Genomic DNA, 19,188 nt, shown 5'->3' with positions numbered 1-19,188 from the left:
ACTGACCCTCCCGAGCCCAGTGCGGGCTCTCCCCCGCATCCACCCCTCTCCTACCCCCCGCAGGCGCGCTCCCCTGCGCGAATGAAGTACTTTCGCTCTATGTCCCAGCCCGCCAAGACCTCGCCCCGCGCCGCCACGGCCTCCGACACCCCGGAGAGCCCGGCCGGCACCAAGGCGGCCGCCCAGCGGCTCAAGATGCGCCGTGAGCTCGCCGCCGCGGCCATGGAGCTCTTCGCGACCAAGGGGTACGAGGCGACGACGGTCGACGAGATCGCCGCGACCGCCGGGGTGGCGCGCCGGACCTTCTTCCGGCACTTCCGGTCCAAGGAAGAGGCGATCTTCCCGGACCACGACGACACCCTGACCCGCGCCGAGGCCGTCCTCGACGTGGCCCCGGCGCACGAGCACCCGCTCGACACGGTGTGCCGCGGGATCAAGGAAGTCATGAAGATGTACGCCGCCTCCCCCGCGGTGTCGGTGGAGCGCTACCGGCTGACCCGCGAGGTGCCGGCCCTGCGCGAGCGGGAGATCGCCTCGGTGGCCCGGTACGAGCGGCTGTTCACCCGCTACCTGCTGGCCCACTTCGACGAGCACGACCACCACGACGGCAACGACGACCCGCTGCTGGCCGAGGTGGCCGCCTCGGCGGTGGTCACCGCCCACAACCACGTGCTGCGGCGCTGGCTGCGGGCCGGCGGCCAGGGGGACGTGGAGGCGCAGCTGGACCACGCCTTCTCGATCGTCCGGAAGACCTTCGGCTCGGGGATCGGCGCGGGCCGCACCCTGAGCACCACGCCGGCCGCCCCCGCGGCGGTCCGCACGGAGGGCGAGGTGCTCGTCGCGGTGGCCCGCACGGACGCTCCGCTGGACGAGGTCATGCGGACCATCGAAGAGGCACTGCGCAACAAGTAGCGACGCCTGAGGCGACTCTCGTCACAGCGGCCGCCCCCGTTTCGGGGGCGGCCGCTTTTTTGTGTCCGGAGTATGTCCGGCTTGCCCCTACTCGCCGGTAACTCTGATCGATCATCGCTCATCGGTGCAGGTCAATCGGCAAATGAGAGAAAGTTTTGGCACGCGGTGCCTTGCCGGGTGACACGGGGTGCCATACGTTGAATCTCGTCCGGATGTCCCCGCGACCCGTGCCCACACCGCACGGAACGCGCCCCGGATTGCCTGCGTCACCAGGCACCGCACGCCTCACCACGGGCGTCGCCCAGCACCACCGCACCAGCCGGACCGACGGCACACCACACCTGCACCACGCACCCCGTTACCTCAGCGCACCCTCATCAGCGCTAGCCGGAGGCTCTACCGTGAAGGACATCCTGGACGCGATTCAGTCGCAGTCCGCCACCGCCGCAGACTTCGCAGCCCTGCCGCTGCCCGACTCCTACCGCGCGATCACCGTGCACAAGGACGAGACGGAGATGTTCGCGGGGCTGACGACGCGCGAGAAGGACCCGCGCAAGTCCATCCACCTGGACAACGTCCCGGTGCCGGAGCTGGGTCCGGGCGAGGCCCTCGTCGCCGTCATGGCCTCGTCGGTCAACTACAACTCCGTGTGGACCTCGATCTTCGAGCCGGTCTCCACCTTCAGCTTCCTGGAGCGCTACGGGCGCCTGTCCGAGCTGACCAAGCGCCACGACCTCCCGTACCACATCATCGGCTCCGACCTCGCGGGCGTCGTGCTGCGCACCGGCCCCGGCGTCAACGCCTGGAAGCCGGGCGACGAGGTCGTCGCGCACTGCCTCTCGGTCGAGCTGGAGTCCTCCGACGGCCACAACGACACGATGCTCGACCCCGAGCAGCGCATCTGGGGCTTCGAGACGAACTTCGGCGGCCTGGCGGAGATCGCCCTGGTCAAGTCGAACCAGCTGATGCCGAAGCCGGACCACCTCAGCTGGGAGGAGGCCGCCTCCCCCGGCCTGGTCAACTCCACCGCGTACCGCCAGCTGGTCTCCCGCAACGGCGCCGGCATGAAGCAGGGCGACAACGTCCTGATCTGGGGCGCGAGCGGCGGGCTCGGCTCGTACGCCACCCAGTTCGCCCTCGCCGGCGGCGCCAACCCGATCTGTGTGGTCTCCAGCCCCGAGAAGGCGGCCATCTGCCGCGCGATGGGCGCCGAGGCGGTCATCGACCGCAACGCCGAGGGCTACAAGTTCTGGAAGGACGAGCACACCCAGGACCCGAAGGAGTGGAAGCGCTTCGGCAAGCGCATCCGCGAGCTGACCGGCGGCGAGGACGTGGACATCGTCTTCGAGCACCCGGGCCGCGAGACCTTCGGCGCCTCGGTCTACGTCACCCGCAAGGGCGGCACCATCGTCACCTGCGCCTCGACCTCGGGCTACAACCACGAGTACGACAACCGCTACCTGTGGATGTCCCTCAAGCGGATCGTCGGCTCGCACTTCGCGAACTACCGCGAGGCCTGGGAGGCCAACCGCCTGGTCGCCAAGGGCAAGATCCACCCCACCCTGTCGAAGGTCTACTCCCTGGAGGAGACCGGCCAGGCCGCCTACGACGTCCACCGCAACCTCCACCAGGGCAAGGTCGGCGTCCTCGCGCTCGCCCCCGAGGAGGGCCTCGGCGTCCGCGACCACGAGATGCGCGCCCGGCACCTCGACGCGATCAACCGCTTCCGCAACGTCTGAGTCGGCTCAAAGGCCATAAGGATCGCCTGAGATGACAGAGCGCCAGAAGGACCGTCCGTGGCTCATGCGGACGTACGCCGGCCACTCCACGGCCGAGGCGTCCAACGAGCTGTACCGCCGCAACCTCGCCAAGGGCCAGACCGGCCTGTCGGTCGCGTTCGACCTTCCGACGCAGACCGGCTACGACCCCGACCACATCCTCGCCCGCGGCGAGGTGGGCCGGGTCGGGGTCCCGGTCTCCCATCTGGGCGACATGCGGCGGCTGTTCCAGGACATACCCCTGGAGCAGATGAACACCTCGATGACGATCAACGCCACCGCCATGTGGCTGCTGGCGCTCTACCAGGTGGCCGCCGAGGAGCAGGGGGCCGACGTCTCCCAGCTCCAGGGCACCACCCAGAACGACATCGTCAAGGAGTACCTCTCGCGCGGGACGCACGTCTTCCCGCCCGGGCCGTCCCTCCGCCTGACGACGGACATGATCGCGTACACGGTCAACCACATCCCGAAGTGGAACCCGATCAACATCTGCAGCTACCACCTGCAGGAGGCCGGGGCCACCCCGGTCCAGGAGATCTCGTACGCGATGTCCACGGCGATCGCGGTCCTCGACTCGGTGCGCGACTCGGGCCAGGTGCCCGAGGAGCGCTTCGGCGAGGTCGTCGCCCGCATCTCCTTCTTCGTGAACGCGGGCGTCCGCTTCATCGAGGAGATGTGCAAGATGCGCGCCTTCGGGCGCATCTGGGACAAGGTCACCCGTGAGCGCTACGGCATCGAGAACGACAAGCAGCGCCGCTTCCGGTACGGCGTCCAGGTCAACTCGCTCGGTCTGACCGAGGCGCAGCCGGAGAACAACGTCCAGCGCATCGTGCTGGAGATGCTCGCGGTCACCCTCTCGAAGGACGCCCGCGCCCGCGCCGTGCAGCTGCCCGCCTGGAACGAGGCGCTGGGCCTGCCCCGGCCCTGGGACCAGCAGTGGTCGCTGCGCATCCAGCAGGTCCTCGCCCACGAGAGCGACCTGCTGGAGTACGAGGACATCTTCGCCGGATCCCACGTCATCGAGGCCAAAGTCGACTCCCTGGTCGCCGACTGCCTGGCCGAGATCGACCGGATCCAGGAGATGGGCGGCGCCATGGCCGCCGTCGAGTCCGGGTACCTGAAGGGCGAGCTGGTCTCCTCGCACGCCGAGCGGCGGGCGCGGATCGAGGCCGGCGAGGACAAGATCGTCGGTGTCAACTGCTTCCAGCAGACCGAGGAGAACCCGCTCACCTCCGACCTGGACGGCGCCATCATGACGGTCGACCCGGCAACGGAGGCGCTCACCGTCGAGCGCATCGTCCGCTGGCGGGCAGAGCGTCAGGAGTCCTCGGACCGGCAGGGGAACGGCGATCCCTTCGTCTTCCCCACCACCCAGCAGGCCCTGGAGCGCCTGAAGGAGGCCGCGGCCGGCACCGAGAACCTGATGGAGGCCACCCTGGAGTGCGCCCGGGCCGGTGTCACCACGGGCGAGTGGTCGAGCGCGCTGCGCGAGGTGTTCGGCGAGTTCCGCGCCCCGACCGGGGTCTCCTCGGCCCCGGTCGCGGTCACCGCCGAGCCCGGCACCCCGATGCACGAGGTCCGCGAGAAGGTCGCCCGTACGGCCGACGAGCTCGGCTCGGGCCGACTGCGCCTGCTGGTCGGCAAGCCGGGCCTGGACGGGCACTCCAACGGCGCCGAGCAGATCGCCGTCCGGGCCCGCGACGCGGGCTTCGAGGTGGTCTACCAGGGCATCAGGCTGACGCCGGAGGAGATCTCCTCCGCGGCGCTGGCCGAGGACGTGCACTGCGTGGGACTGTCCATCCTGTCCGGCTCGCACAGCGCTCTCGTCCCGGACGTCCTGGAACGGCTCCGTGTGGCGGGGGCGGGTGACATCCCGGTCATCGTCGGCGGCATCATTCCGAACGCGGATGCCGTGGCGCTCAAGGCGGCCGGAGTCGCCGCCGTCTTCACCCCGAAGGACTTCGGCATCACGGAGATCATCGGACGTATCGTCGACGAGATCCGCAAAGCGAACAAGCTCGACCCCCTTCACGACACCGCACACCTTGCAAGCACGGAGGTCCCCGCATGACCACGCCTGTCCACCCGGTGAACCGTCTCCGCCCGCGCCGCTCCTGCCTCGCGGTGCCCGGCTCGAACCCGCGGTTCCTCGAGAAGGCCCAGGGCCTGCCGGCCGACCAGGTCTTCCTGGACCTGGAGGACGCCTGCGCGCCGCTCGCCAAGGAAGGCGCCCGCCACACGATCGTGGACGCGCTGAACAACGGCGACTGGACGGGCAAGACCCGGGTCGTGCGCGTCAACGACTGGACCACGCACTGGACGTACCGCGACGTCATCACGGTGGTCGAGGGCGCCGGCCAGAACCTCGACTGCATCATGCTGCCGAAGGTCCAGGACGCCCAGCAGGTCGTGGCCCTGGACCTGCTGCTGACGCAGATCGAGAAGACCATGGGCTTCGAGGTCGGCAAGATCGGCATCGAGGCGCAGATCGAGAACGCCAAGGGCCTGGTGAACGTCGACGAGATCGCCGCCGCCTCGCCCCGCCTGGAGACCATCATCTTCGGCCCGGCCGACTTCATGGCCTCCATCAACATGAAGTCGCTGGTCGTGGGCATGCAGCCGCCCGGCTACGGCGCGGACGCCTACCACTACATCCTGATGCGGATCCTGATGGCGGCCCGCATGCACAACCTGCAGGCGATCGACGGCCCCTTCCTCCAGATCCGTGACGTGGACGCCTACCGCGAGGTGGCGGGCCGGGCGGCGGCGCTGGGCTTCGACGGCAAGTGGGTGCTGCACCCGGGCCAGGTCGACGCGGCCAACGAGGTCTTCTCCCCCTCGCAGGAGGACTACGACCACGCCGAGCTGATCCTCGACGCGTACGACTGGTGCACCTCGGAGGCCGGCGGCAAGAAGGGCTCCGCGATGCTCGGCGACGAGATGATCGACGAGGCCAGCCGCAAGATGGCCCTGGTCATCGCAGGCAAGGGCCGGGCGGCCGGCATGGAGCGCACCACCAAGTTCGAGATCCCGGAGGCCTGATCCCGATGCAGTTCGGACGCACGTACGAAGAGTTCGAGGTCGGGGCGGTCTACAAGCACTGGCCCGGGAAGACGGTCACGGAGTACGACGACCACCTCTTCTGTCTGCTGACCATGAACCACCACCCGCTCCACATGGACAGCAATTACGCCGAGAACACCACCGACTTCGGCAAGAACGTGGTCGTGGGCAACTACATCTACTCGCTGCTGCTCGGCATGTCCGTGCCGGACGTCTCCGGGAAGGCCATCGCCAACCTGGAGATCGAGTCCCTGCGGCACGTGGCGCCGACCTTCCACGGCGACACCATCTACGGCGAGACCACGGTCCTCGACAAGACCCCGTCGAAGTCGAAGAACGACCGCGGCATCGTCTACGTCGAGACCAAGGGCTACAAGCAGGACGGCACCCTCGTCTGCGTCTTCCGGCGCAAGGTGATGGTCCCGACCGAGACGTACATCAAGGAGCGGGGCGGCGAGCAGCCCGGCCGCCCCCAGCTGAAGACCCAGGAGAAGTAGCCATGGCCCGACTCGCCCAGACCGCCGGGCTCACGGACGTCCAGCGGGAGATCCTGAAGACCGTCCGGGAGTTCGTCGACAAGGAGATCATCCCGGTCGCGACCGAGCTGGAGCACCGCGACGAGTACCCGCAGCAGATCGTCGACGGTCTCAAGGAGCTCGGCCTCTTCGGGCTGATGATCCCGGAGGAGTACGGCGGCCTGGGTGAGTCGCTTCTCACCTACGCCCTGTGCGTCGAGGAGATCGCGCGGGGGTGGATGTCCGTCTCGGGCATCATCAACACGCACTTCATCGTGGCGTACATGCTCAAGCAGCACGGCACGCAGGAGCAGAAGGACTACTTCCTCCCCCGGATGGCGCTGGGCGAGGTGCGCGGCGCGTTCTCGATGTCCGAGCCGGCGCTGGGCTCCGATGTGTCGGCCATCTCCTCGAAGGCGGTGAAGGACGGCGACGAGTACGTCCTGAACGGCCAGAAGATGTGGCTGACGAACGGTGGCAGCTCCACCCTGGTGGCCGTTCTCGTCCGAAGTGACGAAGGCCACCCCGAGGGCACTGCGCCCCACAAGTCGATGACGACCTTCCTCGTCGAGAAGGAGCCGGGCTTCGGTGAGGTCCGTCCCGGTCTGACCATCCCGGGCAAGATCGACAAGATGGGCTACAAGGGCGTCGACACGACCGAGCTCATCATGGACGGACTGCGCATTCCGGCCAATCGGGTCCTCGGAGGCCAGACGGGCCGAGGGTTTTACCAAATGATGGACGGGGTCGAGGTCGGCCGCGTGAACGTGGCGGCGCGTGGCTGTGGCGTCGCTCAGCGTGCTTTCGAGCTGGGTGTCTCCTATGCCCAGCAACGTCACACTTTCGGCAAGGCGATCGCCGAACACCAGGCCATCCAGTTCAAGCTGGCCGAGATGGCTACCAAGGTCGAAGCCGCCCATGCGATGATGGTGAATGCAGCACGCAAAAAGGACTCCGGGGAACGAAACGACCTCGAAGCAGGGATGGCGAAGTACCTCGCCTCCGAGTACTGCAAGGAGGTGGTCGAGGACGCCTTCCGCATTCACGGCGGATACGGGTTCTCGAAGGAGTACGAGATCGAGCGTCTCTACCGGGAAGCTCCGATGCTGCTGATCGGTGAAGGTACCGCCGAGATCCAGAAAATGATCATCGGGCGACGCCTGCTCGAGGAGTACCGACTCCAGGGCTGAAAGTCCCTTTTGCGGCGAATCATCCATGGGTTCGTCGCGAAAGGGTCACAACCAGTCACTGGCCGACGGTCATCGACTCGGCTTCTGGCTTGCCCAGTTGTTGCGTGCAACCGATAGCATTCCAGTAAAGCCGCCGTCCCGTCCCCCTGTTTGCGGCGCGGCAATCACCCGCTACGAAGGTCATCCATGCCCCACAGCCAAACCTCTGCACCTCGCGACAGCCTCCTTGGCGTACGCCTCGCGCGCGGAGCATCGCCGTGGCTTCTGCCGACCGTCGCCACCGCGGCGCTCAGCCTCACCCGGGCCCGCAAGTCCGGACGCTGGGCCGCGGCGGCCGTGCCCGCCACCGCACTCGCCGCGGGCATGCTGTGGTTCTTCCGCGACCCCGAGCGTGAGATCGCTCAGGGCCGTGTCATCTCCCCCGCCGACGGTGTGGTGCAGAGCATCATGCCGTGGAAGGACGGACGGACCCGGGTCGCGATCTTCATGAGCCCGCTGAACGTCCACGTCAACCGCGCGCCCCTCGCGGGCACGGTGACGTCCGTGGAGCACATCCCCGGCGGATTCGTCCCGGCGTTCAACAAGGAGAGCGAGAACAACGAGCGCGTTGTCTGGCACTTCGACACCGAGCTCGGCGACATCGAGATGGTGCAGATCGCCGGCGCCGTCGCCCGTCGCATCGTCCCGTACCTGCCGGCCGGCACCAAGGTGGAGCAGGGCGAACGCATCGGTCTGATCCGCTTCGGCTCCCGCGTCGACATCTACCTCCCCGAGGGCGTCGAGGTCGCGGTCGAGGTCGGTCAGGCCACCACCGCGGGGGTGACACGAATTGACCGTGACTGACCCTGAGACTCCGGCCGCCGGCTGGGTGCCCGAACCTGCCGAGGAGGAGTCCGCCGAGGACGACATGCCGCTCTCGCTGCGGCTGTCGATAGCGGACACCCTCACCCTCGGCAACGCGACGTGCGGATTCATGGCGGTGTACTTCACCACCACCGGGATCCTCATCCCGCACCTCACCGGCAGTGGCGAGTCGGGCATGGCCCGTAACAGCGCCGCGACGGCAGTGATACTGATGCTGCTCGCCGCGGTCTTCGACCTCTTCGACGGCATCGTGGCCCGCAAGCTGCGCAGCTCGCCGATGGGTGCCGAGCTGGACAACCTGTCCGATCTGATCAGCTTCGGCCTGGCCCCGGCCTACTTCGTGCTCGTCTACGGCATGGTCGCCGTGGACGCGCACCAGAAGATGTCGGCGCTGGCCGCGATCGTGGTGCTGCTCGCCGTGGTGCTGCGACTCGCGAGATTCAGCTGCGTGACGATGAAGGACGGCATGTTCCAGGGCATGCCGAGCCCCTTCGGCGCGCTGACGGTCGTCTCGATCGTGCTGCTGGAGCTGCCGTTCATCCCGACCCTGCTGGCGATCATCGGGGTGGCCTGGCTGATGGTGAGCCGGGTCGAGTACCCCAAGCCGCGGGGCGTCCTCGCCGTGGCGATGCTCTGCTGGATCATCGGCGCGATGGGGCTGCTGGCGGCCTGGGCGTTCGACGCCCCGGGCGGGCAGCTCCTGCTCCAGACCGGCTGCGCCCTGCAGATCGCGATGGCGGCGACCATTCCGCTGTTCGCGACGACCCGCCGGGCGAACACGTTCCGCCACAACAGGCGGGAAGCCCGAGCCGCGACGCTGCGCTGAGCTCAGCTGTGAAAGAGGGCCCCTGGATGCCGATGGCATCCAGGGGCCCTCTTGCGTTGGCCCGCCGCCCCTCTGCGGGCCCCCGCCCCCGGCACCCCGGGCGGGCTGGATTTTCCAGCCCTGCCGGCGTTCGAGGCGCGGGGCTCGGGGGCGGAGCCCCTTCGCCGCCGTAGGCTTGATGTCGGAAAACCGCCAGCCGGAGGCATCCGCACCCCGGATCCTGGAGTCATGCACACCGATACAGAGCGTTGCGTGAGGGCCGTGCAGTCGAAGGACGCCCGCTTCGACGGCTGGTTCTTCACCGCTGTGCTGACCACCCGGATCTACTGCCGGCCCAGCTGCCCCGCCGTACCGCCGAAGGTCGAGAACATGACCTTCCTGCCCAGCGCCGCCGCCTGCCAGCAGGCCGGGTTCCGGGCGTGCAAGCGGTGTCGGCCCGACACCAGCCCCGGCTCGCCGGAGTGGAACGCACGGGCCGACGCCGTCGCACGCGCGATGCGGCTGATCCAGGACGGGGTCGTCGACCGGGAGGGCGTGCCGGGGCTCGCGACGAGGCTCGGGTACTCCACCCGCCAGGTGGAACGGCAGCTCAACGCCGAGCTCGGGGCCGGTCCGCTCGCCCTGGCGAGGGCCCAGCGCGCGCAGACCGCCCGGCTGCTCATCGAGACCTCCGAGCTGCCCATGGGCGACGTGGCCTTCGCGGCCGGGTTCTCCTCCATCCGCACCTTCAACGACACCGTCCGCGAGGTCTTCGCCCTGTCCCCGAGCGAGCTGCGGGAGCGCGCCCTGAAGGCCGGCCGCCACAAGAACGACCCGCCCCGGATCCCGGGGACGATCAGCCTGCGGCTGCCGTTCCGGGCCCCCCTGAACCCCGACAACCTGTTCGGGCACCTCGCCGCGACCGCGGTCCCCGGCGTCGAGGAGTGGCGCGACGGCGCCTACCGCCGCACCCTGCGCCTCCCCCACGGCACCGGTGTCGTCGCCCTGACCCCGCAGCCCGACCACATCGGCTGCCGCCTCGCCCTGACCGACCTGCGCGACCTCACCATCGCCATCAGCCGCTGCCGCTGGATGCTCGACCTGGACGCCGACCCGGAGGCCGTCGACGAGCAGCTGCGCTCCGATCCGCTGCTGGCCCCGCTCGTGGACAAGGCCCCCGGGCGCCGGGTCCCCCGTACGGTCGACGCGCAGGAGTTCGCCGTACGGGCGGTCCTGGGCCAGCAGGTGTCCACCGCGGCGGCGCGCACGCACGCGGCCCGCCTGGTGACCGCGCACGGCGAGCGCGTCGAGGACCCCCTCGGCGGACTGACGCACCTCTTCCCCTCCCCGCAGGCGCTCGCCGCGCTGGACCCGGAGTCCCTGGCCCTGCCGCGCAGCCGCCGCACCACGCTGACCACCCTGGTCTCGGAGCTCGCGGACGGCTCGCTGCCGCTCGGCTTCGACAGTGACTGGGAGGAGGCGCGGGCGCAGCTCTCGGCGCTGCCCGGGTTCGGCCCGTGGACCACCGAGATCATCGCGATGCGGGCGCTCGGCGACCCGGACGCGTTCCTGCCGTCCGATCTGGGGGTGCGGCGGGCGGCGCAGGGGCTCGGGCTGCCGGCCGGCCCTTCCGCGCTGACCGCCCGCGCGGCCGCCTGGCGGCCGTGGCGCGCGTACGCCGTCCAGTACCTGTGGGCCACCGACGCCCACCCGATCAACCACCTGCCCGCCTGAGGAGCACACACCATGCGAACCACCGTGAACAGCGGAAAGCAGCACGCCGTCGTCGACAGCCCCTACGGCCCGCTCACCCTGGTCGCCACGGACGGCGTCCTCAGCGGCCTCTACATGACGGGGCAGCGCCACCGGCCGGCCGAGGAGTCGTTCGGGGAGCGGGTCGCCGCCACCGAGGAGCCCTTCCCCGAAGTGGAGCGCCAGCTGGCCGCGTACTTCGACGGGGAGCTCACCGAGTTCGACCTGCCGCTCCGTCTGGAGGGCACCGATTTCCAGCGCAGCGTCTGGGACCAGCTGGTACGGATCCCGTACGGCGAGACCTGGTCGTACGGGGAGCTCGCGGCGAAGCTGGGCAAGCCGAACGCCTCGCGCGCGGTGGGTCTGGCCAACGGCAAGAACCCGGTCGGCATCATCGTGCCGTGCCACCGGGTGATCGGCGCCTCGGGCGGCATGACCGGCTACGGCGGCGGGCTCGACCGGAAGGTGCGGCTGCTGGCCTTCGAGTCCGGGCAGCCGCTCCAGGACCAGCTGCTCTAGGCCCCGGACCGGCGCCGGTCCCGACGCCGGTCCCGTTCATCCCGATGCGTTGCTCCGCATGCGTACCCGTTCCAGCGGGCGTATGAAGGTAGGGACCGCTACAAGATCGGAGCCGGGCATGGACGACTACCCACTTCTCAACATCTTCTGGACGATGTTGTGGCTGTTCCTGTGGATCATGTGGTTCTTCCTGCTCTTCAAGGTCATCACGGACCTGTTCCGTGACCACAGCCTCAGCGGCTGGGCGAAGGCGGGATGGCTGATCTTCGTGCTCCTGCTGCCGTTCCTCGGCGTGTTCGTCTACCTCATCGCCCGCGGCAGGAGCATGGGCGAGCGGGACATCAAGCAGGTGCAGGAGAACGAGGCGGCCTTCCGGGAGTACGTCCAGCAGGCGGCGGGACCGTCCGGCGGCGCCGGCGCGGCCGACCAGCTGCACAAGCTGTCCGCCCTCAAGGACAAGGGCGACATCACCCAGGAGGAGTTCGACCGCGCCAAGGCCAAGCTCCTGGCCTGACCGCCCCCTGCGGGGTCAGACGACGAGGAGCGGGACCAGCAGGGCGAAGGCCGCGCCCGCCTCCACGGCGTAGCTGTAGAGCGAGGGGTGCTGGACGGGGGCGGCGAGCAGGACCACGCTCTGCTGGGCGGCGGCCGCCGCCACCCATTCGGCGTCGGCCCCCAGGTTTCCCTCGTACCAGCCCTCGCAGGAGCCGGGGCCGCTGACGGCGAGCAGGTCGTCCTCACGCCGGTACAGTGCCCGCCACTCGGTGGCGGGCACGGACCAGCCGTCGAAGTCGGTGAACCTGGCCCAGCCGCCCTCGCGGATCGCCGTGTCGAACATCCAGACCGGCATCCCGTCCGGGGTCACCTCACCGGCGGACTGCTGGTCGGTGGTGAAGTGGACCATGGGAAGGGCGTCGGGCCCGTCGGCAGTACTGGGCCAGGCGTACATCGTGATCATCAGCTGATTCTGTCCTGCTCGAAGTAAGCCTCGTGTTACGAAACGGCCGGTCGGCGGCCGTTCTCCAGTTCCACCGTGCCCTCGCCCGACTGCAGGACCCGGTACGCCTCTTCGGTGCGCCGGCCGAGCGATCCGGGGAGGTGGGCGGTGAGTTCGGCGGGCTCGACCAGCCGCCAGGAGATCAGCTCCTCCTCCTGCAGCTTGATGGAGGCGAGCTGTCCGGCGTCGAGCACACCGCCGTCGTAGACGTAGGCGACCAGCGGCGGGCGGTCGGCGCCGAGGGACCAGTCCACGGCGAGCAGCCGGCCGAGCGGGAGGTCGAGGCCGATCTCCTCGGCGCTCTCGCGGCGGGCGGCGGTGCGCGGCGACTCGCCCGCGTCCGACTCGATGGTGCCGCCCGGCAGGGTCCATCCCTCGCGGTAGTTGGGCTCGACGAGCAGGACCCTGCCCTCGGCGTCCCGGTAGAGGGCGGCCGCGCCGGCCAGCACCTTGGGCAGGCTCGCGATGTACGTGGCGAAGTCATCCGTGGTGGTCACGCCGCCACCCTACCGAGATCACGCCCCGGAGCCGCCAGGCCCGCCCCCGCGGTCTTGACCCTTGGACCCGGCGACGCGCCGCAGCCGCGGGTGGCGGTCGGGCCCCTGTTCGGAGAGCGAGGGCCGCCCACGCGACGACGGCCGGCACGGCGACACGCCGATGGTGGCGACGGAGTGGTCCGGTGCGCCGTCCACGGGGCCGCCGGAGTCCCCGCCCGGGGTGTCCGTACGTGGCTGTTCCAGTGATTCGGCGCTCATGCGGCCACACTATGCGGGCGTATATCCGCATTTAGGGGCATGGCGTGCCGGGTGTGGCCCAGGCCACTCATGGGCATAGGAGGATCCTCCGGATAAGCTCATGGCGGCGCGACTGCACTGTTCGATAGCAAGGGAATAGCAAGGTGACGGACGGAGCAGTAACTGAGGCCGCGCGCGTGCTCATCGCCGCGGACAAATTCAAGGGCTCGCTCACGGCCGTTCAGGTCGCGGAGCGGGTGACGGCCGGTCTTCGCTCGGCCGTACCGGGCGTGGAGATCGAGACCCTCCCCGTCGCGGACGGCGGCGACGGTACGGTCGCGGCCGCGGTGGCCGCCGGTTTCGAGCGCCGGGAGGTACGGGTCACCGGACCCCTCGGCGACCAGGTCACGGCCGCCTTCGCGCTGCGCGAGGGCACCGCGGTGGTCGAGATGGCGGAGGCCTCCGGGCTGCAGCTGCTGCCGGCGGGCACCTTCGCCCCGCTGACCGCGACCACGTACGGCTCGGGCGAGCTGCTGAAGGCTGCGCTGGACGCGGGCGCACGCTCGATCGTCTTCGGTGTGGGCGGCAGTGCCACCACCGACGGCGGCGCCGGCATGCTGGCCGCGCTGGGCGCCGTGTTCCTGGATGCGAACGGCGAACCGGTCGGTCCGGGCGGCGGCGCGCTGGCCGACCTGGCCTCGGCCGACCTGTCCGGTGTCGACCCGCGCTTCGCGGACGTGGAATTCGTCCTCGCGAGCGACGTGGACAACCCGCTGACCGGCCCGAAGGGTGCGCCGGCGGTCTACGGCCCGCAGAAGGGCGCCTCGCCCGAGGACGTGGCGACGCTCGACGCGGCGCTCGCGCACTTCGCGGTGGTGCTGGAGAAGTCGATCGGCGCGAAGGCCGCCGAGTGCGCGGTGCTCCCGGGTGCGGGTGGCGCTGGCGGCATCGGCTACGGCGCCCTGCTGCTCGGTGCCACGTTCCGTCCCGGCATCGAGCTGATGCTGGAGGTGCTGGGCTTCGCCCCGGCCCTGGAGCGGGCCACGCTCGTCATCACCGGTGAGGGCTCGCTGGACGAGCAGACCCTGCACGGCAAGGCCCCGGCGGGCGTCGCGGCCGCGGCGCGCGCGGCGGGCAAGCCGGTCGTGGCGGTCTGCGGCCGGCTGCTGCTGACCCAGGAGGCCCTGGAGGCGGCCGGCATCCGCAAGGCGTACCCGCTCACGGACCTGGAGCCCGACCCGGCGAAGTCCATCCCGAACGCGGGTCCCCTGCTGGAGCGGGTCGCGGCCAACATCGCCGCCGACGTTCTCTGACGCTCCCGCCTCCTCCGAGGGCCCCGACCCCCTTGCCCCGGGGCGGGGCCCTCACCCTTTCCGGCCCCGCCGGCCCATTTGAGCTTCGCCGGGCCAGACCCAGCCCCTCCGGCGTTTGAGTGGGGTCCCCCGGACGAAGCCCGGTGCCCGGCGGAGCCGGGTTCCCTGGGGCTCCGCCCCAGACCCCGCGCCTCAAACGCCGGCGAGGCTGGATCTGCCCGGCGTGAGGCTGAAATGGGCCGGCGGCGGGGCTATCGCAGGAGGTCGGCCGTGGTGACCACGCGGGCGAAGCAGCCGCCCTGGAGGTTCACCGCGGTGGCGGTGGCGAGTTCGTCCGCCGTCAGGCTCAGGCCCGCCGGCCCGGCGAGGTCGAAGGTGTGGGTGGCGTCGAGCGGGACGAGTACGTCGTAGCCCAGGTTCCCCGCCATCCGGGCGGTGGTCTCGACGCACATGTTGGTCTGGATGCCGACCACCACCAGCTGCCCGATGCCCTGGGCCGTCAGCCAGTCGGCCAGGTCCGGGGTGCCGTAGAAGGCCGAGTTCACCGTCTTGGTGACCACCAGGGCCCCCTCGCTCCGCTTCTCGACCAGGTCCTTGAAGGCGTACCCGGGGTGGTCGGCGGCGAGGACGGAGCCGGGCTGCACGGAGGCGTGCCGGACGAGGACCACCGGCCGGCCGGCGGCCTGCCAGGCGTCCATCAGGGCCGCGATGTTGTCCTCGGCGGCCGGGTTGTTGCGGGGCCCCCAGAAGGACTCCTCGTCGAAGCCCTTCTGCACGTCGATGACCAGCAGGGCACTGTTGGGGGCGATCTCGATCGCGGTCGTTGTCATGGCTCCATGCTGTCGGCCGGGCCGCGGGCCCGACAGCGCCCGCGAGGCCCCGTACCGATGGGATCCTGCCAGTCTGGCAGTCATGCCCCCTGGCACACTGGCCCGATGCGCCGCGTCGCCATCGTCGTCCAGCCCGGTATCCGCAGCTTCGACCTCGCCGTCATCACCGAGGTCTGGGGCCCCGACCGCAGCGATGTCGGGGTGCCGGGGTTCGAGCTGCGCCGGTGCGCCGCGGAGCCCGGTCCGATCCCGCTGCCCGGCGGGCTGACCCTGGCCCCCGACCGGGGGCTCGACTGGCTGGCCTCGGCCGACCTGGTCGTCGTACCGGCCCTGGCCGAGCCGTCCGATCCGACGCCCGGGCCCGTCCTCGCGGCCCTGCGGGAGGTGCACGCCCGGGGCGTGCCGATCGCCGCCCTGTGCGCCGGAGCGTTCGTCCTGGCGGAGGCCGGACTGCTGGAGGGCCGCCGGGCGGTCACCCACTGGTGGCTGGCGCCGCAGCTCGCCGCCCGCTACCCGGGGGTCGTGGTCGAGGACGCCCCGCTCTACGTCGAGGACGGCGGGCTGTGGACCTCCGCAGGGGTGGCCTCCGGGATCGACCTCTGCCTGCACCTGGTCCGGGAGGCGCACGGCGCCGAGGCGGCCGCCGCCATCGCCCGCTCGATGGTGACGGGCCCCTTCCGCACCGGGGGCCACGCCCAGTACCTGGACCGGCCCGTGCCGGCCGCGGACCGGACCGCCGAGGCGCTGGCCGCCGTACGGGAGCGGGCCCTGCGCTCCCTGCACGAGCCGCTGTCCGTGGCCACCATGGCCCGCTGGGCCGGCATGTCCCCGCGCTCCTTCGCCCGGCACTTCGCCGCGGCCACCGGCACCTCCCCGCACCGCTGGCTCCTGGGACACCGGCTGGACGCGGCGCGCAAGCTGCTGGAGCGCACCGACCATCCGGTGCCGGAAGTGGCCCGGCGGGCCGGTTTCGCAAGCGAGGTCACCTTCCGCCAGCACTTCACCTCGTACGTCGGCCTGGGCCCCCGCGCGTATCGTGCGGCCGCCGCCGCCCCCGCAGCCGCTCCAAACCCTCCGGACAGTGTTAGAAAGGGCTCATGACCGGACGTAATGGTCGCCAGCCGACCGGGTGGGGCTCGCGCCTGCGGGCACGCCTGTCCCTCGGGGCACACAGCGTCGCCGGTCAGGTCTTCGCCCTCCAGGCCGTGATCGTGCTGCTGCTGATCACCGCTGCCGCGGGGGCCCTGGTGATCCAGGCCCGGTACGACAGCGAGCGCGACGCCCGCCACCGCTCGCTCGCGGTCGCCGAGGGCTTCGCCCACTCCCCCGGTCTCGCGGCGGCCCTGGTGTCGCAGAATCCGACCGCCACGCTCCAGCCGCTGGCCGAGGCCGCCCGCCGGGCATCGGGCGTCGACTTCATCGCCGTGATGAACACCGACGGGATCCGCTACACCGACCCGCTCCCCGAGCTGATCGGCCGGCGCGCCACCGGCGACCTCAGCCGCGCCCTCGCCGGAAAGTCCTTCACGGAGACCTTCACGGGCGAGCCGAGCGACGCCGTCCGGGCCGTGGTCCCCGTACGCAACGCCGACGGCGTCGTCGTCGGCCTGGTCGGCACCGGAATAGAGGTGGAGAACGTCTCCATGGTGGTCGAGGGCCAGCTCCCGCTGCTCCTCGGCGCCGCCGCGGGCGGCCTGGCGCTCGGCACCGCGGGCGCCGCCCTGGTCAGCGGCCGGCTGCGGCGCCAGACGCGCGGTCTGGGCCCCGCCGAGATGACCCGGATGAACGAGCACCACGAGGCCGTGCTGCACGCCGTGCGCGAAGGCGTGCTCATCATCGGCGCGGACCACCGGCTCGTCCTCGCCAACGACGAGGCCCGGCGGCTCCTCGACCTGACGCCGGACTCCGAGGGGCGCGCCGTCGCCGACCTCGGTCTCGACCCGCGCACCACCGAGCTGCTCGTCTCCGGCCGCACCGTGACGGACCAGGTGCACCTGGCGGGCGACCGGCTGCTCGCGGTCAACGTACGGCCCACCAAGCAGTACCGGGGCATGTCCACGGGCAGCGTCGTGACCCTGCGCGACTCCACCGAGCTCGCCGCCGTGTCCGGCCGGGCCGAGGTGGCCCGCAGCCGGCTGCAGCTGCTGTACGACGCCGGAGTGCGGATCGGAACCACCCTGGACGTGGTGCGGACCGCCGAGGAGCTGTCGGAGGTCGCGGTCCCGCGCTTCGCGGACTTCGTCACCGTGGAGCTGCTGGATCCGGTGCTGCGGGGGGACGAGCCCTCCCTGACGTCCGGCACCTACTCCGAGATGCGCCGGGCGGCCATCACCGGGGTCCGCGCCGACTCGCCGCTCCAGCCGGTCGGCGACGTCATCCGGTTCGTCGTGCCCACGGCCCCGATGGCGGCGGCCCTGGACGCCGGACACGCGGTGCTCGCGGCCGACCTGAACGCGGCCATGGGCTGGCGGGCCCAGGACGAGGCCGGGACCCGCGAGGCCCTCGGCTACGGACTGCACTCGCTGATCTCCGTACCGCTCCAGGCGCGGGGCGTGGTCCTGGGCATGGCCAACTTCTGGCGGGCCGACACCCCGGAGGCCTTCGACGAGGAGGACCTGTCCTTCGCGGAGGAGCTGGGTGCGCGCGCGGCCGTCTCCATCGACAACGCCCGCCGCTTCACCCGCGAGCACGCGATGGCCGTGACCCTCCAGCGCAGCCTGCTGCCCCGGGTGCTGCCCGAGCAGAACGCCGTGGAGGTGGCCTTCCGTTACCTGCCCGCGAAGGCGGGGGTGGGCGGGGACTGGTTCGACGTGATCCCGCTGCCCGGCACCCGGGTGGCCCTGGTCGTCGGCGACGTCGTCGGGCACGGGGTGCACGCGGCGGCCACCATGGGCCGGCTGCGGACCGCCGTGCACAACTTCTCCACCCTGGACCTGCCGCCCGACGAGCTGCTCGGACACCTGGACGAGCTGATCCACCGGATCGACCAGAACGAGACCGGGGGCGGCGCAGACGAGGACGGGGACGACCCGGAGGGGGTGCCCGAGCCCGCCGCGGTCACCGGTGCCACCTGTCTCTACGCGGTCTACGACCCGGTCTCCGGGCGGTGCACGATGGCCAGCGCCGGGCACCCCGGGCCCGCGCTGATCCGACCCGACGGACAGGTGGAGTTCCCCGAGCTGCCGACCGGGCTCCCGCTCGGCGTGGGGGGCATGCCCTTCGAGGCCGTCGAGTTCACGCTGCCCGAGGGGAGCCGCCTCGCGCTGTTCACCGACGGCCTGGTGGAGGACCGCGACCGGGACTTCGACACCGGCCTGCGTCTGCTCGGCGAGACGCTGTCGCGGCCCGGCCGCAGCCCGGAGCAGGCCTGTGCGGACGTACTCGCCGTGATGCTGTTCCCGGTGCCGAGCGACGACATCGCCCTGCTGATCGCCGACACCCGGCGGGTGGAGGCCGACCGGATCGCCGAGTGGGAGGTGCCCGGCGAACCGGCGGCCGTCTCGCGGGTGCGCAACGCGGGCTCCGCGCAGCTCGCCGCCTGGGGGCTGGAGGAGATCTCCTTCACGACCGAGCTGATCCTCAGCGAGCTGATCACCAACGCCATCCGGTACGGCAGTGCGCCCATCCGGGTGCGGCTGCTGCGCGACCGCACCCTCGTCTGCGAGGTCTCCGACGGCAGCAGCACCTCCCCGCACCTGCGGTACGCGGCCACCACCGACGAGGGCGGGCGCGGGCTTTTCCTCGTCGCCCAGTACGCCGACCGGTGGGGCACCCGCTACACCGAGCGCGGCAAGGTCATCTGGGCCGAGCTGCCCCTGACCGGGGACGGGGAGCCGCAGGAACCGGGGCCGCCGGACCTGGACGCGCTGGAGGACATGGCCTGGTGACCGCGCCGGGCGGCGCGGGTACCCCTCCC

The 19,188-nt window shown here is 71.0% G+C and carries 18 protein-coding genes; 14 read left to right on the top strand and 4 right to left on the bottom strand.

Translation table 11 applies throughout. The features are described 5' to 3' along the window. Positions 1-99 precede the first annotated feature (99 nt). The 11 genes from OG472_RS34480 (at position 100) to OG472_RS34430 (ending at position 11,912) form a co-directional block, all read left to right on the top strand. Positions 100-912: a TetR family transcriptional regulator gene (locus OG472_RS34480; RefSeq protein ID WP_401604761.1), complete on the top strand. Its 813-nt coding sequence runs from the start codon at positions 100-102 to the stop codon at positions 910-912. A 401-nt stretch (positions 913-1,313) separates the two neighbouring features. Then, positions 1,314-2,651: a crotonyl-CoA carboxylase/reductase gene (gene ccrA / locus OG472_RS34475; RefSeq protein ID WP_401604759.1), complete on the top strand. Its 1,338-nt coding sequence runs from the start codon at positions 1,314-1,316 to the stop codon at positions 2,649-2,651. A gap of 31 nt (positions 2,652-2,682) precedes the next feature. Beyond that, entirely contained in the window at positions 2,683-4,761 is a 2,079-nt protein-coding gene (locus OG472_RS34470; protein ID WP_401604756.1) for a protein meaA, read from the top strand. Further along, positions 4,758-5,732, top strand: coding sequence for a CoA ester lyase (locus OG472_RS34465; protein ID WP_361762038.1), 975 nt, complete (start codon positions 4,758-4,760; stop codon positions 5,730-5,732). The genes OG472_RS34470 and OG472_RS34465 overlap by 4 nt, the downstream gene beginning before the upstream one ends. A 5-nt stretch (positions 5,733-5,737) precedes the next feature. Next, positions 5,738-6,250, top strand: a complete 513-nt coding sequence (locus OG472_RS34460) for a MaoC family dehydratase (RefSeq protein WP_030715386.1) — start codon at positions 5,738-5,740, stop codon at positions 6,248-6,250. A gap of 2 nt (positions 6,251-6,252) precedes the next feature. After that, positions 6,253-7,458 carry an acyl-CoA dehydrogenase family protein gene (locus OG472_RS34455; protein ID WP_327412601.1) on the top strand — a complete coding sequence of 402 codons (1,206 nt, stop codon included), beginning with the start codon at positions 6,253-6,255 and terminating at the stop codon, positions 7,456-7,458. 186 nt (positions 7,459-7,644) lie between these two features. Next, complete coding sequence (locus tag OG472_RS34450) at positions 7,645-8,301, top strand: phosphatidylserine decarboxylase (RefSeq protein WP_030010161.1); 657 nt, start codon at positions 7,645-7,647, stop codon at positions 8,299-8,301. Then, positions 8,288-9,148 (top strand): CDP-diacylglycerol--serine O-phosphatidyltransferase, encoded by an 861-nt coding sequence (gene pssA / locus OG472_RS34445; RefSeq protein WP_351302610.1) that lies wholly within the window; start codon positions 8,288-8,290, stop codon positions 9,146-9,148. The genes OG472_RS34450 and pssA overlap by 14 nt, the downstream gene beginning before the upstream one ends. A gap of 228 nt (positions 9,149-9,376) precedes the next feature. Beyond that, on the top strand, positions 9,377-10,861 hold the full coding sequence (locus OG472_RS34440) for an AlkA N-terminal domain-containing protein (RefSeq protein ID WP_401604750.1): 1,485 nt from the start codon (positions 9,377-9,379) through the stop codon (positions 10,859-10,861). A 12-nt stretch (positions 10,862-10,873) separates the two neighbouring features. Further along, positions 10,874-11,398, top strand: a complete 525-nt coding sequence (locus OG472_RS34435) for a methylated-DNA--[protein]-cysteine S-methyltransferase (protein ID WP_401604748.1) — start codon at positions 10,874-10,876, stop codon at positions 11,396-11,398. Between the two features lie 118 nt (positions 11,399-11,516). Beyond that, positions 11,517-11,912 carry an SHOCT domain-containing protein gene (locus OG472_RS34430; RefSeq protein WP_401604747.1) on the top strand — a complete coding sequence of 132 codons (396 nt, stop codon included), beginning with the start codon at positions 11,517-11,519 and terminating at the stop codon, positions 11,910-11,912. Positions 11,913-11,927: 15 nt separating this feature from the next. On the opposite strand, the gene OG472_RS34425 is transcribed toward OG472_RS34430, so the two are convergent. Genes OG472_RS34425 through OG472_RS34415 form a run of 3 tightly spaced genes read right to left on the bottom strand, consistent with a single transcriptional unit; the run spans position 11,928 to position 13,150 of the window. After that, a complete protein-coding gene (locus OG472_RS34425; protein ID WP_383571598.1) occupies positions 11,928-12,356 on the bottom strand; it encodes a hypothetical protein in 429 nt (142 codons plus the stop codon). A 35-nt stretch (positions 12,357-12,391) separates the two neighbouring features. Further along, positions 12,392-12,892, bottom strand: coding sequence for an NUDIX domain-containing protein (locus OG472_RS34420; protein WP_401604744.1), 501 nt, complete (start codon positions 12,890-12,892; stop codon positions 12,392-12,394). Positions 12,893-12,910: 18 nt separating this feature from the next. Beyond that, positions 12,911-13,150: a hypothetical protein gene (locus OG472_RS34415; RefSeq protein WP_405832789.1), complete on the bottom strand. Its 240-nt coding sequence runs from the start codon at positions 13,148-13,150 to the stop codon at positions 12,911-12,913. 143 nt (positions 13,151-13,293) lie between these two features. Between OG472_RS34415 and OG472_RS34410 the strand changes: the two genes are divergently transcribed. Then, entirely contained in the window at positions 13,294-14,442 is a 1,149-nt protein-coding gene (locus OG472_RS34410; protein WP_405832787.1) for a glycerate kinase, read from the top strand. Between the two features lie 251 nt (positions 14,443-14,693). On the opposite strand, the gene OG472_RS34405 is transcribed toward OG472_RS34410, so the two are convergent. Further along, on the bottom strand, positions 14,694-15,272 hold the full coding sequence (locus OG472_RS34405) for a cysteine hydrolase family protein (protein WP_405832785.1): 579 nt from the start codon (positions 15,270-15,272) through the stop codon (positions 14,694-14,696). A gap of 105 nt (positions 15,273-15,377) precedes the next feature. Here OG472_RS34405 and OG472_RS34400 point away from each other — a divergent pair, with 105 nt between their 5' ends. Both OG472_RS34400 and OG472_RS34395 read left to right on the top strand, forming a co-directional pair. Then, on the top strand, positions 15,378-16,373 hold the full coding sequence (locus tag OG472_RS34400) for a GlxA family transcriptional regulator (RefSeq protein ID WP_405832783.1): 996 nt from the start codon (positions 15,378-15,380) through the stop codon (positions 16,371-16,373). Next, on the top strand, positions 16,370-19,159 hold the full coding sequence (locus tag OG472_RS34395) for a SpoIIE family protein phosphatase (protein ID WP_401604734.1): 2,790 nt from the start codon (positions 16,370-16,372) through the stop codon (positions 19,157-19,159). The genes OG472_RS34400 and OG472_RS34395 overlap by 4 nt, the downstream gene beginning before the upstream one ends. The last annotated feature ends 29 nt before the right edge of the window (positions 19,160-19,188 follow it).

The organism is Streptomyces sp. NBC_00207 (assembly GCF_045160965.1).
Classification (GTDB): Bacteria; Actinomycetota; Actinomycetes; order Streptomycetales; family Streptomycetaceae; genus Streptomyces.
This window is presented reverse-complemented; position numbering and strand designations above follow the sequence as displayed.